Origin of the sequence: Melittangium boletus DSM 14713 (assembly GCF_002305855.1) — a bacterium.
GTDB lineage: Bacteria > Myxococcota > Myxococcia > Myxococcales > Myxococcaceae > Cystobacter > Cystobacter boletus.
Genome location: NZ_CP022163.1, coordinates 2,255,566 through 2,270,299 on the forward strand (window position 1 = coordinate 2,255,566; position 14,734 = coordinate 2,270,299).

A 14,734-nucleotide genomic window follows, 5' to 3' on the forward strand; every position below is an offset into this window, starting at 1 on the left:
ATGGCCGAGACAGCCGCCACCCACCTCCCCCCGGGCGTCGATCCGCTCGAGCCGCGGATGCTCGTCGCGCCGCACCACGACGACGCCTCCCTCAACGAGACCCTGCTCGACCACGTCTGGCGCAAGCCGGGCAAGGGCTGGTTCCTGCTGTTCGGAATCGCCCTGGTCGGCCTGGGCATGTTCCTGGTCGCCGTGACGATGACCCTCGCGCGCGGCATCGGCGTGTGGGGCAACAACCAGCCCAACGGCTGGGCGTTCGACATCGTCAACTTCGTGTGGTGGGTCGGTATCGGCCACGCCGGTACGCTCATCTCCGCCATCCTCCTGCTCTTCCAGCAGAAGTGGCGCACGAGCATCAACCGCTTCGCCGAGGCGATGACCATCTTCGCGGTCATCTGCGCGGGCCAGTTCCCCCTGCTGCACACGGGGCGTCCCTGGTTCGCCTTCTGGCTGCTGCCCTACCCGAGCACGCTCGGCGCCTGGCCCCAGTTCCGCTCCCCGCTGGACTGGGACGTGTTCGCCGTGTCCACGTACTTCACCGTGTCGCTGCTCTTCTGGTACGTGGGCCTCATCCCGGACCTGGCCGCGCTGCGTGACTCCTCCCCCGGCAAGATCCAGCGCGTCGTCTACGGCCTGTTCTCGCTCGGCTGGCGCGGCTCGGGCCGCCACTGGCACAACTACAAGATCGGCTACCTGCTGCTCGCGGGTCTCTCCACGCCCCTCGTGCTCAGCGTGCACACGATCGTGTCCTTCGACTTCGCCACGGGCCTCATCCCGGGCTGGCACGCCACCATCTTCCCGCCCTACTTCGTGGCCGGCGCCGTGTTCAGCGGCTTCGCGATGGTGATCACCCTCATCGTGCCCGCCCGCAAGTACCTGAATCTCCGGGACGTCATCACCGACCGCCACCTGGAGAACATGAACAAGGTCATCCTCGCGACGGGCCTCATCGTGTCCTACGGGTACATGATGGAGCACTTCATCGCCTGGTACTCCGGCAGCGAGTACGAGATCTGGACCTTCTACGTGAACCGCGCGCGGGGCCCGTACTGGCAGGTGTACTGGCTGATGATCGCCTGCAACGTCATCACCCCGAACATCTTCTGGTTCCGCAAGTGCCGCACGAGCATCCCCATCATGTGGGTGGCCTCCATCGTCGTGAACATCGGCATGTGGTGCGAGCGCTTCATCATCATCGTGACGTCGCTGACTCAGGACTTCCTGCCCTCCTCGTGGGACCTGTACAGCCCCACCTGGGTGGACTGGTGCCTCTACATCGGCACGCTGGGCCTGTTCAGCACGCTCTTCCTTCTCTTCCTCAAGTTCGTGCCCGCGGTGGCCATCAGCGAGGTGAAGGAGCTGCAGCTCGAGCTCAAGCACGCCGCCCACCACGCCGCGCACGGCCATGACACCCACGGAGCGCACTGACCATGTCCGCTGACAGCAAGGTCCTGGACAGCTGGTTCCTCGCCGAGTTCGCCACGCCCGAGGCCCTGGTGGATGCCACCCGGCAGATGCGGGAGAAGTACGGCTACGAGGGGATGGACACCTATTCTCCCTACCCGCTGCACGGCGGGTCGGAGGCCCTCGGTCTGCCCCCCTCGCGCGTGCCCTTCATCGCGCTGGGCGGCGCCCTCACCGGCATGGCCACGGCCATCGCGATGATGGCGTACATGAACGGCTACGACTACCCCATCAACGTGGGTGGCCGTCCCATCTACAGCCTGCCGGCGTACGTCCCCATCACCTTCGAGCTCACCGTGTTGTTCGCGGCGTTCGGAATCTTCTTCGGTCTGCTGGGGCTCAGCCGGCTGCCCCAGCCCTACCACCCGGTCTATGAGCACGAGGCCTTCCGTACGGCGACCACGCACGGCTATTGGCTGAGCGTGCCGAAGACCGTCAGCGTGCAGGCGGACACCATCATGGAGCAGCTCAAGTCGCTGGGCGCGACCCAGGTGACGGTCGTGACGGGAGAGAAGGAATGAGGCGGCTCATCCCCGTGGCCGGGCTCGCCCTGGCCGCTTGCAACGTTCCGTCCGAGTTCCTCCAGCGCATGGAGGAGCAGGCCAAGTACGAGTACTACGAGACGAGCACCTTCTGGGCGGACGGCCGTGCCATGCGCACCCCGCCCGAGGGCACCGTTCCCCGCGAGCGCCTGGTGGGTGACCCGGGCCTGACCACCGGCCGCGTCGCCGGCCAGTTCGTCAGCGCCCTGCCCCAGTCGCTCAAGGTGGATCGCGCGCTGCTCGAGGAAGGCCAGAAGAAGTACAACATCGTCTGCGCCCAGTGTCATGGTCGGCTCGGAGACGGCAACAGCGTGGTCGCCGAGAACATGGCGCTGCGTCTGCCGCCGTCCCTGCAGCAGATCGCCAACAAGCCGGATGGTCACTTCTACGTCGCCATCACCGAGGGCTACGGCGTGATGCCGTCCTTCGCGGGTGAGCTCAACATCCAGGAGCGTTGGGCCGTGGTGGCCTACGTTCGCGCGCTGCAGCGCGCCCGCACCTCGTCGGCGGGTGGCACGCAGCCGCTGCCTCAGGAGAACCGATGATTGCCGTGGACCGTTTCGACGGCCCCTCGAAGGTAATGGTGGGCGCGGGCGCCGTGGGCGTCCTGTGCCTGCTGGCCTCCTTGGCGGGCCTCTTCCTCGACCCCCAGGCCTCGACGTACGGCTACCTGTTCGGGTTCTGCTACTGGCTGGGCATCGCCGTGGCCTCCATCATCATGGTGGCCATCTTCCACACCGCCAAGGTCAAGTGGATCATCGTGCTGCGCCGCACGATGGAGACCATGGGCTCGAGCGTGGTGTTCTTCGCCGTGTTGCTGCTGCCCATCATCTTCGGGGCCAAGAACATCTTCCCCTGGGTAGATGACCACAACTGGGTCTTCCCCGGCACGGACGGCGTGAAGTTCACCCCCGTGGAACTGCACCACCTGCACCACAAGCACCCCTACCTCAACCTGCCCTTCTTCTACATCCGCCAGGCCATCTACTTCTTCACGTGGATCTTCGTGTCCTGGCGGCTGCGCTCCTGGAGCCTGCAACAGGACACCACGGGCGAGTTGGAGCTGACGGCCAAGCAGCGGCGCTTCGCGCCGGGCACCCTGCCCTTCCTGGCGCTGACCATGACGTTCGCGGCCTTCGACTGGCTGATGACGCTCACGCCCCTGTGGTTCAGCACCATCTTCGGCGTCTACTACTTCGCCGGTAGCTTCCTGGCCGCCTTCTGCATCGTGACGATCGTCTCGGTGAACGCCCAGGACAAGGACGGGTACGGATCGCTGGTGACCACGGCGCACTACCACAACCTCGGCAAGCTCATGTTCGCCTTCACGGCGTTCTGGGCCTACATCGCCTTCTCCCAGTTCTTCCTCATCTGGATCGCCAACCTCCCGGAAGAGGCGGGCTGGTACAAGCTGCGCATCGAGGGACCCTGGCTGCCCGTGTCCGTGTCGCTGCTGCTGGGCCACTTCGTGGTGCCTTTCTTCACGCTGCTATCGCGCAAGCTGAAGCTGCGGCCGCGGGCCCTGGCCGTCATCGGCGTCTACCTGCTGGTCATCCACGCCGTGGACCTGTACTGGCTCATCTGGCCTGCGTTCTCGCCGCAGGGTCCGTCCTTCCACTGGTCGCTCCTCACTTCCTTCGTGGGCGTGGGTGGCATCGCGGTGGCGGGCGCCTTCTGGCTGAGCAAGGGCCGGTATACGGTTCCCGTGAAGGATCCCTACATCTCTGAGTCCCTGAGGTACGTGCAGCCATGAAGAAGTCCCAGGTGGAGCTCGAGTCGCGCGTCATCCACGGCGCGCACGGCGTTTCCGCCGAGGAGGACCACATCCTCACCGGCAAGGTCGTCCAGGTGGGTGTGGGCGCCCTCGTCATCTTCATCGTGGGCGGAATCTGGGCCTGGCGGCTGCAGATCGCCACCACCGAGGAGTTCGCTCCCGGGGGTCCCGCGCCCATTCCGGCCCTCATCACGCCGGACAAGGACTTCAAGACGGCCTACGAGATCGGCATCGTCAACCAGCGGCTCTTCAGCCAGGACACGCACGCGGAGGAGAAGATCGCCGCGCAGCAGAAGTCCCTGGACGAGGGCACGGGGGATCAGCCGGGTGTGCGCGCCCACGTGCCCATCTCGCAGGCGATGGATCAGATCATCGGCGAGCACGCGGCCAACCGGGGCCAGCCGGAACCCGCTCCCGAGCCGCAACCGCCGTCCCCTCAGCAGTAGTCTCGCGGTAAGAGAGGCAGAAGCACGATGTACACCCCCTTCTCTTGCATGAATCCGCGCGCCGCGTTGGCGGCGCTGGTCCTGGCGCTTGGCGCCGGGTCGCCGGCGTCCGCGCTTCCTGGCGGCGGACGCACCCCGCAGAGCATCATCGATGCCCAGTCCGACACCCCTCCGCAGGTCAAGGGCGTGGACGTGCAGGAGCACCTCGGTGAGCTGGTCGCCCTGGAGGCCCAGTTCACCGATTCCTCGGGCACGCCGGTGGTGCTCAAGGACGTGCTGCCGCGGACCCGGCCGGTGCTGCTCACGCTCGTGTATTACAACTGCCCCCTGCTCTGTAACCTCGTCATCAACGAGCAGATCCGCACCATGCGCGAGCTGGGGCTCGAGCTTGGCAAGGACTACGAGGCGGTGACGGTGAGCATCGACCCGCAGGACACGCCCGCGCAGAGTCTCGAGCGGCGCCGCAAGCACCTGCAGTCCATGGGTCTGCCCGAAACGGCCCCGTGGCACTTCCTCACGGGCACCGAGTCCAACATCCAGCGGCTGGCGGACTCGGTGGGCTTCAAGTTCGCCTATGACGCGACGAGCAAGCAGTACGTCCACCCGGCGGTGGTGCATGTCCTCACGCCGGAAGGCTCCATGTCCCGCTACCTGTACGGCACGTCCTTCAGGCCCCAGGACATGAAGCTCGCCTTGGTGGAAGCGGCGGGCGGCCGGGTGGGTACCAGTTTTGATCGTATCGTCCTGACCTGCTTCAAGTATGACACCGCCACTCGGCGGTACGGCTTCTACATCTTTGGATTCCTCCGGATTGGCGCGCTCATGATCTTCGGCGCGCTCGCGAGCATGCTCGCGTACTACTGGAGGCGTGAGCTGAAGAAAGGCGCAGCAGCATGAACGAGTTGCTGAACAAACTCCTGTTCCTCCCGGAGCAGGCCTCGACCTTCGCGGAACGAGTGGACAACCTCCACTACTTCGTCGTCAGCGTGACGATGTTGAGCTCGTTCGTCACGGGCACCGCGGCTCTCTACTTCTTCTTCCGCTACCGGCGCCGCTCGGATCACCAGACGACGGAGTACGTCATCCCGTCGGTGAAGACGGAGTTCCTCTTCGTCTCGCTGCCGCTCGTCTTCTTCCTGGCGTGGTTCGTCATCGGCTTCCGGGACTTCGTCTTCGTGCAGACGCCGCCCAAGAACGCCATGGACGTCTACGTCATGGGCAAGCAGTGGATGTGGAAGTTCTCCTACCCGGAGGGCCCCAACGGCGTGAACGTGCTGCACGTGCCGGCCAACCGCCCGGTGCGTCTGCTCATCACCTCGCGCGACGTGCTCCACTCGTTCTTCGTCCCGGCCTTCCGCATCAAGATGGACGCGGTGCCGGGCCGCTACACGCAGACCTGGTTCGAGGCCACCAAGCCCGGCACGTACCAGATCCTCTGCACCGAGTACTGCGGCCTGTCTCACTCCAAGATGCTGGGTGAGGTGGTCGTCCTCTCCGAGGAGGAGTGGGACGCGTGGGCCAAGGAGCAGCGCAAGGGCAGCCTGCAGAACCGCCAGGACGCGCTCGCGGACCTGAGCCTCGAGCCCGAGCCCGCGCGCATGGCCGACCAGGGCCAGAAGGTCGCCGCCGAGGTGGGCTGCTTCAAGTGCCACACCGTCAATGGCGAGCCGCACATCGGCCCCACGTTCCAGGGTATGTACGGCCGCACGGAGACGCTGCAGGACGGCACCAGCCTGCGCGTGGACGAGGCCTACATCACCCAGTCCATGATGGACCCGGGAGCCCACCTGGTGACGGGCTTCCCCAACGTCATGCCCACCTTCCAGGGCAAGCTGACGGGACCGCAGACGGCGGCCATCGTCGAGTACATCAAGACCCTGCGCACCCCGGACATCCGCACCGGTGCCTCACAAGGACCTGTCTATGAGCCCATCCAGTAGCGCTGAAGCCGTGCCGGGCGCCGTGCCCGCGCCGGATGAGCACCACGAACACCATCCGAGCTACCTGGTCGATGGCACCACGGTGAAGTCGTGGCTGCTGACGCTCGACCACAAGCGCATCGGCGTGATGTACCTCATCTGGGTCCTGCTCTTCTTCCTCATCGGCGGCACGTACGCGCTGGTGGTCCGCCTGGAGCTGCTCACGCCGGGTCCGACCATCATCGACGCGATGACGTACAACCGCGCCTTCACCATGCATGGCGTGGTGATGATCTTCCTGTTCATGATCCCCGCCATCCCCGGCGCCTTCGGCAACTTCATGCTGCCGCTGATGCTGGGAGCCAAGGACGTGGCCTTCCCGCGGCTCAACCTGCTGTCGCTCTACCTGCTGCTCATCGGCGCGGTCATCGCCATCTGGGGAATGATCAACGGCGGCATGGACACGGGCTGGACGTTCTACACGCCCTACAGCACGCACACGACGACGACGGTGGCGCCCATCCTCTTTGGCGCGTTCATCATCGGCTTCAGCTCCATCGCCACGGGCCTCAACTTCATCGTCACCACGCACACCATGCGGGCGCCGGGCATCACCTGGTTCAAGATGCCCCTGTTCGTGTGGGCCATGTACGCCACGGCGTGCATCCAGGTGCTGGCCACGCCGGTGCTCGGCCTCGTGCTGCTGCTGGTGGTGGGTGAGCAGCTCTTCCACTTCGGCATCTTCGATCCGGCGCGCGGTGGAGATCCGGTGCTCTTCCAGCACCTGTTCTGGTTCTACTCGCACCCCGCCGTGTACATCATGGTGCTGCCGTCCTTCGGCGTGATGAGCGAGATCGTCGCCGCGTTCAGCCGCAAGAACATCTTCGGCTACCGCGCCGTGGCGTTCTCCTCGCTGGGCATCGCGTTCGTGGGCTTCTTCGCCTGGGGCCACCACATGTTCGTGTCCGGCCAGTCCACGTTCAACGCGGGCGTGTTCGCGGTGCTCACCATGCTGGTGGGCGTGTTCACCGCCATCAAGGTCTTCAACTGGGTAGGCACCGTCTACAAGGGCGCGGTCGACTTCAAGACGCCCTTCGCCTACTTCTGCGGCTTCCTCTACTTCACCGTGTTCGGCGGCATGACGGGCGTGGCCTTCGCCACGGCGTCCCTGGACGTGCCCTGGCACGACACCTACTTCGTGGTGGCGCACTTCCACTTCATCATGGTGGGCGCGACGATCATGGCCTTCATGGCGGCCATCCACTACTGGTTCCCCAAGATGTTCGGGAAGATGTACCACGAGGGGTGGGGCCTGGTGTCCGCGGCGCTCATCATCCTGGGCTTCAACGCCACGTTCATCCCCCAGTTCCTCCTGGGCAACGCGGGCATGCCGCGGCGCTACTACGAGTACCCGGAGCGCTTCCAGACGCTCAACGTGGCCTCCACGGCCGGCGCGTCCCTGCTGGCGCTCGGCTTCATCGTCAGCGCCATCTACCTCGTCTACGCGCTGGTGTACGGCGAGAAGGCGGCGGCCAACCCCTGGAACAGCAAGGGGTATGAGTGGCTGACCGAGTCCCCTCCTCCGACCCACAACTTCGTGGGTCCCCAGCCCATCTACACCGAGGAGCCCCACTTCTACGTGGATCCCCAGAAGGCCGAGGAACCCCATGCAGTCTAACGCCGCCGCCCCGGCCCACCCGGCCGGGGTCCCCCCCGTACCGCAGGTCGCCGCGCACTTCGCGTCGCTCGACGTGCAGCAGCACGCGGCCCGCCTGGGCATGTGGCTGTTCCTGGCCACGGAAATCCTGCTCTTCGCCGGTCTGTTCGTCATCTACGCGAACTACCGTTTCATGTTCCACGACGGGTTCGCGGCCGCCAGCCGGCACCTGGACCTGATGCTGGGCACCGTCAACACCATCGTGCTCATCACCTCCTCGTTCACCGCCGCCATGGCGGTGCACTACGCCAAGGAGGCGAAGAACAAGATGGTGGTGGTGATGTTCGTGCTCACCATCCTCATGGCGCTGGGCTTCCTCGTCATCAAGTACTTCGAGTACTCCCACAAGTTCCACGTGGGCCAGCTGCCCGGTCCGTACTTCTCCGATCCCAACCCCGAGCTGCAGGTGGCGGGCGTGCCGATGTACTACGCCATCTACTTCCTCTCGACGGGTCTGCACGGCTTCCACGTCGTCATCGGCATGATCGTGCTGGGGTGGATCACCATCAAGGCCAACCGCAACGAGTTCAGCGGCCGCAACTACACCGCGGTCGAGCTGGGCAGCATGTACTGGCACCTCGTGGACCTGGTGTGGATCTTCCTCTTCCCCATGCTGTACCTCATCTAAGGGAACCGTCCTTCCATGTCCGCGATCGCGAATGAGTCGTCCAAGGAAGCACAGGAAATGCGGCACGAGCAGCACTCGGGCCCCGGCGTCTACGTCATCATCTGGGTGGCGCTGATGATCCTCACCGTCGTCACGGTGGTGACGGGTCGCATGCACATGCCCGACTGGGGTCTGGCGCTGGCGCTGGTGATCGCCTCGGTGAAGGGCACCCTGGTGGCGCTCTACTTCATGCACCTGTCCGAGCACCAGGGCGCCAACCGGCTCGTGTTCGGCTGCTCCATGCTGTTCGTGGTGCTGCTGCTGCTCTTCACGCTGTTCGACATCGGCACGCGCTTCCGTCCCACGCTGGCGCCCAACGGCCACCCCTCGCAGTGGCCGGTCGCCACGGGCCAGTCCCTCCCCTACGAGGGCACGCAAGGTCCGGCGCCGTTGGTTCCGACCCACTGAGACGTCCCACGAGACGTCTTTCTCCGCGGCGCCGAGGACTCGTTCCCGGCGCCGCGTTTCTTTTCGCGGGACGAGGAGGCCCCGCCCATGCACCTCGTGCCCGCCACCGATTCGCAGAAGGCCGAACGCGATGCCCTCACCTACTCGGAGTGGGGCAAGCTCCTCACCCCCGAGGCCTACGCCAGCCGCGAGCGGCGGCTGCGCGAGCACCCCTGGTCCCGCGCGGACATGCGCACCTGGCTGCTGTGCGCGGAGGACGGAGAAGTCCTCGCCTCGTGCGAGACCTTCCGCACCCGGAGCTTCCTGCGCGGCCCCGACGGGGCACTCCTCCCGGGCGATAGCTTCTCCATCGCCAGTGTCTTCACCGAGCCACGCCTGCGCGGCCAGGGACATGCCACGCGCCTGATGGATCTCCTCGCCGCCGAGCTGTCCCAGCGGCCCCACGTTCACGCCGCCCTGCTCTTCTCCGACGTGGGCCCCCGCCTCTACGCGCGCTCGGGATACCAGCCGCTGCCCGCCTGGGACTGGCACCTGCCCGCCTCGCCCGCGCCCTCCTCGGCCTCCGTCCACCTGCTGCCCCAGTCGTCCGGCCTCGCGCCCGTGCTCGCGCGTCTGCGCCCACCCGAAGGGCCCTTCTATTTCTGGCCCTCGGCTGAACAGCTCGACTGGCACCTCGAGCGGGGGCGCATCTATGCCGAGCACCTCGGACGTCCCCTGCCCCCCTCGCTCGGCGCGACCTGGGGGAACGACACCCTCCTCTGGAGCTTCGTGGCGAGGAACCACGCGCTCGTCGTGCTGTGGCTCGATGCGCGCTCTCCCGAGGCCGCCCACGCCCTGTTGAGCGCCGCCCAGCACGAAGCCCACCGCGTGGGACTGTCCCGCGTGGTGCTCTGGGAGGAACCCGGACACGAGGCCCTGCTCGCCGCGCTCCCGGACGCCCAACGCGTGGCCCGCGAGGACGCGCTGCCCATGGTGCGGCCCCTGCGGACGGATTTCTCCCTGTCGCCGGCCGCCCTTCCCCCGGTGCCGCGAGGGCTGTGGGTTTGAGGTAGGGTCCTCCTCCTCCATGGAATGCACCCGCTGTGGCGCCTGCTGCGTGGCGCCGGACATCGCCGCGCTCGACAAGCCCCTGGGTCTGCGCTGCCCCCACCTCGGCGCCGACAACCTGTGCACGGTGTATGACCGGCGCCCCCAGGTCTGCCGCGACTACCAGGCCGACGAGGTGTGTCAGCGCATCGAAGCCCCCACCCTCGAGGAGCGCGTGCACAAGTACCTGGCGCTCTTCGAGCTGACGCACGAGGCGGAACGGGTGCGCCAGGGAGGGTGTTCCTCCATGCGCCAGGCCCGCCGCGGGTGATATCCCCCCGTCCGTGCCCTTCCAACCCACCGAGCCCTTCGCCCCCGCGCGTGGCCTCGCCTCGCCCCACGCGCAGACCATCTACGCCTCGCTCGTGCGCCCCACGCACGTGCCCCCCATGAAGCGCGAGCGCTGGGAACTGCCCGACGGGGACTTCGTCGACCTGGACTCCTTCGACGGACCCACGGGCGCCCCCCACGTGGTGACCCTGCACGGCCTCGAGGGCTCCTCGCGCTCTGGCTACATCACCGCCATCCTGCGCGGCGCGGCCGACCGGGGCTGGGGCGCCACCGCCATCAACTTCCGCTCCTGCGGCGGAGAGACCAACCGGCTCGCGCGCTCCTACCACTCGGGGGACATCCACGACGCGCTCTCGGTGATGCTGCACCTGCGCCAGCGCCTCACCGGGCCGCTCTACGCGGTGGGCTTCTCGCTCGGCGCCAACGTGCTCCTGCGGCTGATGGAGGAGACGGGGGACACCTCGCCCATCGCCGCCGCCGCCGCCGTGAGCGCGCCCTTCGACTTGAGCGCCTGCGCGGATGCGCTCGACGCACCCGGCCCCTTCGCACGCCTCTACCGGGATCGCTTCCTGCGCACCCTCAAGGACAAGGCCCGGGAGAAGCTCCGCCGATTCCCCGGCGCCTTCGACCGGGGCGCCCTGGAGCGCGCCCGCACCATCCGCGCCTTCGACGATGCCGTCACCGCCCCCTTGCATGGCTTCCGTGGCGCGGAGCACTACTACGCCGAGGCCTCCTCGGGCCCGCGCCTCCACAGCATCCGCCGCCCCACCCTGCTGCTGAGCGCCGAGGATGATCCGATGATTCCCGCCTCCACCCATCCCCGTGACATGGGCGCGAATCCCCTCGTCCATCCCGTGGTGACCGCCCGAGGAGGCCATGTCGGTTTCGTCGCGGGAAGCCCCGTCTCGCCCTTCTTCTGGGGAGAGGCCCAGGTCCTGGCCTTCTTCGCCTCCCAGAAGTGAAAAGCCCGGCTGGCCCCCACCAGCCGGGCTCCTCCCTGGGCGCCCCCCTCGCCCCGCTTTCCGTCCCCCCCGACGGCCCCGGGGCTCGGCGGCCCCACCGCCCACCCCGAAGCCCCCGCCGCCCCTCCCCCGGTCAGCGCACGAACGCATGAGCACGCGCCGTGCCATCCCCGCCGCAGGGCGTGTGACTCGTCATTTCAAGGGGTTACACGGACGGCGCGAGCGTGCCCGTCCGTAAAAGCGCCAGGGAGGCGGACCCCGAGCGGAGGAAAAGACGGTTCAGGCCTCACCCGTCGGCGGACGGAGCACCCGAAGCAGATGTTGGGCGAGCAGGTCCCGCGTGGCGCGCTGCAACTCCGCGAGCAGGACGTGAAGCCCCTCCGCCGAGCCGTCATGCACTTCCCGCACGCGCTCCTCGTTTCCATCGAAGACCCGCAGGCGGCCGGGCACCAGGGTGATGAGCGGCTGACGCGGATAGCGCCGCTTGAGCAGCCCCAACATCAACGGTGAATCCTCGTCCGGCCGGCGCGCATCCACCACCACCAGGGCGGGCTCTTCTTCCGCGAGCGCATCCAGGACTTCATCCGCGTCCGCCATGGCGACCACGGACAGGTCCGGCTCCGCCAACAGACGGGACAGCAACTCCCGGGAGGGCCGGTGAGGACTCAGGATGACGATGCGCCGCATGCGGGGCGCAGCGTAGGGGCAATGGCGGACGAAGAGGAGAGCCCCCGCACGCACCCTCTGTGCGTTTTCAGACCCACTTCGCCTTCCAGGAGACTCCCATGGTCCCATGTCCTGGACGGCTCCATGGGCAGGCAAGGAGACGTGGAAGGTCATGTGCTGGCGCGGGTGCGAAAATCGGGTTACTCCGAACTCTCCCCCATCTCATGGCGACCGAGCTCCACTTCGACTGCGGTACCCTCGTGGCGCCCACGCTGCCCGACGATGGAGCCTTGCGCGGCCTGTTCCAGCGGGATGCGCGCACAGGGGTCTTCCGGACAGCCGCCCGGCACTACCGGGACGTGGTGCTGCGGCTGCGCGAGCTGGGTGTCCCCTATGAGGACCGGGCCCGGCGCTTCGAGCCGCTGGAGGTGGCGCTCACGAGCCCCGTGGAACCCTTCCCCCACCAGAAGGCCGCGCTGGACGCATGGAGTCGGGCGGGCGGACGGGGACTGGTGGAGCTGCCCACCGGCGCGGGCAAGACACTGCTCGCGGTGCTGGCCATCGCCCAGGTCAAACGCCCCACCCTGGTGGTCGTCCCCACGCTGGACCTGATGACGCAGTGGCAGGGCGTACTGTCGCGGCATCTCGGGCAACCGGTGGGCATGCTCGGCGGAGGAGTGAGTGACCGGCGGGCCCTCACGGTGACGACCTACGACTCGGCGGCGATGCAGACCGAGTTCCACGGCAACCACTTCGGCCTGCTCGTGTGCGACGAGTGCCACCATCTCCCAGCGCCCAGCTACCGCTTCATCGCCGAGGGCTCGCTCGCGCCCTACCGGCTGGGGCTCACCGCCACGTTGGAGCGCACCGACGGAGGCGAGCGCGTGTGCGAGGAGCTGCTCGGGCCGCTCGTGCACCGCACGGACATCCGCGAGTTGCAGGGCCGCTACCTGGCCCCCTACGAGGTGCGCCGCATCGAGGTGCCCCTCACCCCCTCGGAGCAGACACGGCACGACGAGGCCCGGGCGCGCTACCTCGCCTTCATCCGCGGCCGGGGCATCCGCTTCGACGTGCCCGAGGGCTGGGCGCGCTTCCTGGCGGAGAGCCAGCGCACGGACGAGGGCCGCGCGGCCCACCGCGCCTACCGCGAACAGCGCCGCATCGCCCTCACCTCGAGCGCGAAGCTGGACGTGCTCTGGCGCGTGCTGCTCGAACACCGCGAGGACCGGGCCATCGTCTTCACCGACGACAACGAGACGGTGTACACGCTCGCGCGGCGGCTGTTCCTGCCGGCGCTCACGCACCACACGCCCGTGCCCGAGCGCAAGGCGCTGCTGGCCTCCTTCGCGAGCGGAGAACTGCCGGTGCTGCTCACCTCGCGGGTGCTCAACGAGGGCGTGGACGTGCCGGAAGCGCGCGTGGGCATCGTGCTCAGCGGCAGTGGAAGCGTGCGAGAGCACGTGCAGCGCCTGGGCCGCATCCTCCGCCAGCGCCCGGGCAAGCGCGCCCTCCTGTACGAGGTGTGCTCGGCGCAGACGGCCGAGTCCTCCATCAGCGAGCGCCGGCGCCAACACCGCGCCTACCAGGAAGGAGAGGGAGAGGCATGCTGACGCGCGAGTTGCTCCTCTTCCGCACGCGGGACGCGAAGTTGCGGCCCTCCTTCGTCAAGCGTGAGGATCCAGGACTGCTCGCGCTCGCGGGAGAGTTGATCACCAGCGTGGAAGCAGCACAGGGACGCTCGCGCGACGAGGTGGAGGAGGCCCTGGGCCTCCAGGCGGGCGCGTACGCACGGCCCAAGGTGGCCCGGGGACTGGTGAAGCTCCTGGTGGATCGGATGCGCTTCGACGAGCCCCAGGAAGGGGCCACCGAGGCGCGCGCCGCGCTCTTCCAGGAGGCGGCGCGGGTGCGCCGGGCGCTCCCCCCGGACGCGCGCGTGGAGGAGTACGAGGCGCGGCTCGCGGAGGCGTTTTCCCGCCCCCTGGCCGACCTGCGCGAGTCCCTGTATGCCGACCTGCCAGGTCACCGGCGGCTGTTGGACTGGGACGCGCTCTCCCCCACGCAGCTGCTGGATCGCTACAACCTCGCGCTCGCCCAGGGGCCGCTGTTCGACGCGCGGCGGCTGACCCTCCGGGCACGAGCCCCCGAGCTGCTGCGCGTGCGCAAGGTGCTGCGCTGGCTCAAGTTCTGCCGGCTGGTGGCCGAGGTGCGCCGGGAGGGCGAGGACTGGGTGCTGGACGTGGAGGGCCCGGGCGCCATGCTCGCGCTGCAGAAGAAGTACGGCCTGCAACTGGCGAGCTTCCTGTCGGTGGTGCCCGTGCTCACCCGTTGGCAGCTCACCGCCGACCTGGAGACGTCCCGCCGGAAGGTGACCCTGATTCTGGACGAGAAGGATCCCCTGGTGTCACCTCATGGGTCCGCGCTGGGCCACATCCCTCCCGAGGTGGCATCGCTGGCGGAGGGCTTCGATGACGCGGAGTGGGAGCTGGACCTCTTGCCACTGCCCCGGAACGTGGGCGCCACGGGGCTGTGCGTGCCGGATGTGACGTTCCGTCACCGCACGACGCGGCGCGAGGTGGCGCTGGAACTCTTCCATGCGTGGCACGCGGGTCCCCTGGCGCGGCGGCTCGAAGAGTTGCGCTCGCGTCCAGATGAGGGACTGTTGTTGGGAGTGGATCGGGCGCTCGCCAAGGGCACCCAGGAGCGTGAGGCACTGGAGGCACACCCACAGGTCGTGCTCTTCCATGGTTTTCCATCGGCGAAGAGGCTGCGCGCGAGGCTCTCCCCGTGAGACG

The 14,734-nt window shown here is 67.8% G+C and carries 16 protein-coding genes; 15 read left to right on the plus strand and 1 reads right to left on the minus strand.

What is annotated here, in order from left to right; genetic code table 11:
- The 13 genes from nrfD to MEBOL_RS09420 all read left to right on the plus strand — a co-directional run bounded on the left by nrfD (position 1) and on the right by MEBOL_RS09420 (position 11,276).
- The gene (gene nrfD / locus MEBOL_RS09360) at positions 1-1,428 is read left to right on the plus strand and encodes an NrfD/PsrC family molybdoenzyme membrane anchor subunit (protein WP_095977092.1); all 1,428 of its coding nucleotides are present in this window, start codon (positions 1-3) and stop codon (positions 1,426-1,428) included.
- 2 nt (positions 1,429-1,430) lie between these two features.
- Entirely contained in the window at positions 1,431-1,985 is a 555-nt protein-coding gene (locus tag MEBOL_RS09365) for a DUF3341 domain-containing protein (RefSeq protein WP_095977093.1), read from the plus strand.
- Complete coding sequence (locus MEBOL_RS09370) at positions 1,982-2,551, plus strand: c-type cytochrome (protein WP_095977094.1); 570 nt, start codon at positions 1,982-1,984, stop codon at positions 2,549-2,551. Before MEBOL_RS09365 ends, MEBOL_RS09370 begins: the two co-directional genes overlap by 4 nt.
- The gene (locus tag MEBOL_RS09375; protein ID WP_095977095.1) at positions 2,548-3,759 is read left to right on the plus strand and encodes a hypothetical protein; all 1,212 of its coding nucleotides are present in this window, start codon (positions 2,548-2,550) and stop codon (positions 3,757-3,759) included. Before MEBOL_RS09370 ends, MEBOL_RS09375 begins: the two co-directional genes overlap by 4 nt.
- On the plus strand, positions 3,756-4,226 hold the full coding sequence (locus MEBOL_RS09380; protein WP_095977096.1) for a hypothetical protein: 471 nt from the start codon (positions 3,756-3,758) through the stop codon (positions 4,224-4,226). The genes MEBOL_RS09375 and MEBOL_RS09380 overlap by 4 nt, the downstream gene beginning before the upstream one ends.
- A 27-nt stretch (positions 4,227-4,253) precedes the next feature.
- Complete coding sequence (locus MEBOL_RS09385) at positions 4,254-5,123, plus strand: SCO family protein (protein ID WP_095977097.1); 870 nt, start codon at positions 4,254-4,256, stop codon at positions 5,121-5,123.
- Positions 5,120-6,166 carry a cytochrome c oxidase subunit II gene (gene coxB / locus MEBOL_RS09390; RefSeq protein ID WP_095977098.1) on the plus strand — a complete coding sequence of 349 codons (1,047 nt, stop codon included), beginning with the start codon at positions 5,120-5,122 and terminating at the stop codon, positions 6,164-6,166. Before MEBOL_RS09385 ends, coxB begins: the two co-directional genes overlap by 4 nt.
- The gene (locus MEBOL_RS09395; RefSeq protein WP_095977099.1) at positions 6,150-7,823 is read left to right on the plus strand and encodes a cbb3-type cytochrome c oxidase subunit I; all 1,674 of its coding nucleotides are present in this window, start codon (positions 6,150-6,152) and stop codon (positions 7,821-7,823) included. The genes coxB and MEBOL_RS09395 overlap by 17 nt, the downstream gene beginning before the upstream one ends.
- Positions 7,813-8,490 carry a cytochrome c oxidase subunit 3 family protein gene (locus MEBOL_RS09400; protein WP_095977100.1) on the plus strand — a complete coding sequence of 226 codons (678 nt, stop codon included), beginning with the start codon at positions 7,813-7,815 and terminating at the stop codon, positions 8,488-8,490. Before MEBOL_RS09395 ends, MEBOL_RS09400 begins: the two co-directional genes overlap by 11 nt.
- Positions 8,491-8,505: 15 nt before the next feature.
- Complete coding sequence (locus MEBOL_RS09405; protein ID WP_095977101.1) at positions 8,506-8,937, plus strand: cytochrome C oxidase subunit IV family protein; 432 nt, start codon at positions 8,506-8,508, stop codon at positions 8,935-8,937.
- An 87-nt stretch (positions 8,938-9,024) separates the two neighbouring features.
- Positions 9,025-9,984, plus strand: a complete 960-nt coding sequence (locus MEBOL_RS09410; RefSeq protein ID WP_095977102.1) for a GNAT family N-acetyltransferase — start codon at positions 9,025-9,027, stop codon at positions 9,982-9,984.
- A 19-nt stretch (positions 9,985-10,003) separates the two neighbouring features.
- Positions 10,004-10,294, plus strand: coding sequence for a YkgJ family cysteine cluster protein (locus tag MEBOL_RS09415; protein WP_095977103.1), 291 nt, complete (start codon positions 10,004-10,006; stop codon positions 10,292-10,294).
- Positions 10,295-10,307: 13 nt separating this feature from the next.
- Entirely contained in the window at positions 10,308-11,276 is a 969-nt protein-coding gene (locus MEBOL_RS09420) for a YheT family hydrolase (RefSeq protein ID WP_095977104.1), read from the plus strand.
- 279 nt (positions 11,277-11,555) lie between these two features.
- Here MEBOL_RS09420 and MEBOL_RS09425 read toward each other — a convergent pair whose 3' ends face one another.
- Positions 11,556-11,963 (minus strand): response regulator, encoded by a 408-nt coding sequence (locus MEBOL_RS09425; protein WP_095982674.1) that lies wholly within the window; start codon positions 11,961-11,963, stop codon positions 11,556-11,558.
- Positions 11,964-12,166: 203 nt separating this feature from the next.
- Here MEBOL_RS09425 and MEBOL_RS09430 point away from each other — a divergent pair, with 203 nt between their 5' ends.
- Together MEBOL_RS09430 and MEBOL_RS09435 are read left to right on the plus strand one after the other, a co-directional pair.
- The gene (locus tag MEBOL_RS09430; protein ID WP_095977105.1) at positions 12,167-13,552 is read left to right on the plus strand and encodes a DEAD/DEAH box helicase family protein; all 1,386 of its coding nucleotides are present in this window, start codon (positions 12,167-12,169) and stop codon (positions 13,550-13,552) included.
- Positions 13,546-14,730, plus strand: a complete 1,185-nt coding sequence (locus MEBOL_RS09435) for a DUF790 family protein (RefSeq protein WP_095977106.1) — start codon at positions 13,546-13,548, stop codon at positions 14,728-14,730. Before MEBOL_RS09430 ends, MEBOL_RS09435 begins: the two co-directional genes overlap by 7 nt.
- The last annotated feature ends 4 nt before the right edge of the window (positions 14,731-14,734 follow it).

Coding starts and splice junctions, on each gene's coding strand:
- MEBOL_RS09435 (WP_095977106.1), top strand. CDS start 13,546: ATGCTGACGCGCGAGTTGCTCCTCTTCCGCACGCGGGACGCGAAGTTG.
- MEBOL_RS09400 (WP_095977100.1), top strand. CDS start 7,813: ATGCAGTCTAACGCCGCCGCCCCGGCCCACCCGGCCGGGGTCCCCCCC.
- MEBOL_RS09380 (WP_095977096.1), top strand. CDS start 3,756: ATGAAGAAGTCCCAGGTGGAGCTCGAGTCGCGCGTCATCCACGGCGCG.
- MEBOL_RS09405 (WP_095977101.1), top strand. CDS start 8,506: ATGTCCGCGATCGCGAATGAGTCGTCCAAGGAAGCACAGGAAATGCGG.
- MEBOL_RS09430 (WP_095977105.1), top strand. CDS start 12,167: ATGGCGACCGAGCTCCACTTCGACTGCGGTACCCTCGTGGCGCCCACG.
- MEBOL_RS09410 (WP_095977102.1), top strand. CDS start 9,025: ATGCACCTCGTGCCCGCCACCGATTCGCAGAAGGCCGAACGCGATGCC.
- MEBOL_RS09425 (WP_095982674.1), bottom strand. CDS start 11,963: ATGCGGCGCATCGTCATCCTGAGTCCTCACCGGCCCTCCCGGGAGTTG.
- MEBOL_RS09370 (WP_095977094.1), top strand. CDS start 1,982: ATGAGGCGGCTCATCCCCGTGGCCGGGCTCGCCCTGGCCGCTTGCAAC.
- MEBOL_RS09415 (WP_095977103.1), top strand. CDS start 10,004: ATGGAATGCACCCGCTGTGGCGCCTGCTGCGTGGCGCCGGACATCGCC.
- nrfD (WP_095977092.1), top strand. CDS start 1: ATGGCCGAGACAGCCGCCACCCACCTCCCCCCGGGCGTCGATCCGCTC.
- MEBOL_RS09385 (WP_095977097.1), top strand. CDS start 4,254: ATGTACACCCCCTTCTCTTGCATGAATCCGCGCGCCGCGTTGGCGGCG.
- MEBOL_RS09365 (WP_095977093.1), top strand. CDS start 1,431: ATGTCCGCTGACAGCAAGGTCCTGGACAGCTGGTTCCTCGCCGAGTTC.
- MEBOL_RS09395 (WP_095977099.1), top strand. CDS start 6,150: ATGAGCCCATCCAGTAGCGCTGAAGCCGTGCCGGGCGCCGTGCCCGCG.
- coxB (WP_095977098.1), top strand. CDS start 5,120: ATGAACGAGTTGCTGAACAAACTCCTGTTCCTCCCGGAGCAGGCCTCG.
- MEBOL_RS09375 (WP_095977095.1), top strand. CDS start 2,548: ATGATTGCCGTGGACCGTTTCGACGGCCCCTCGAAGGTAATGGTGGGC.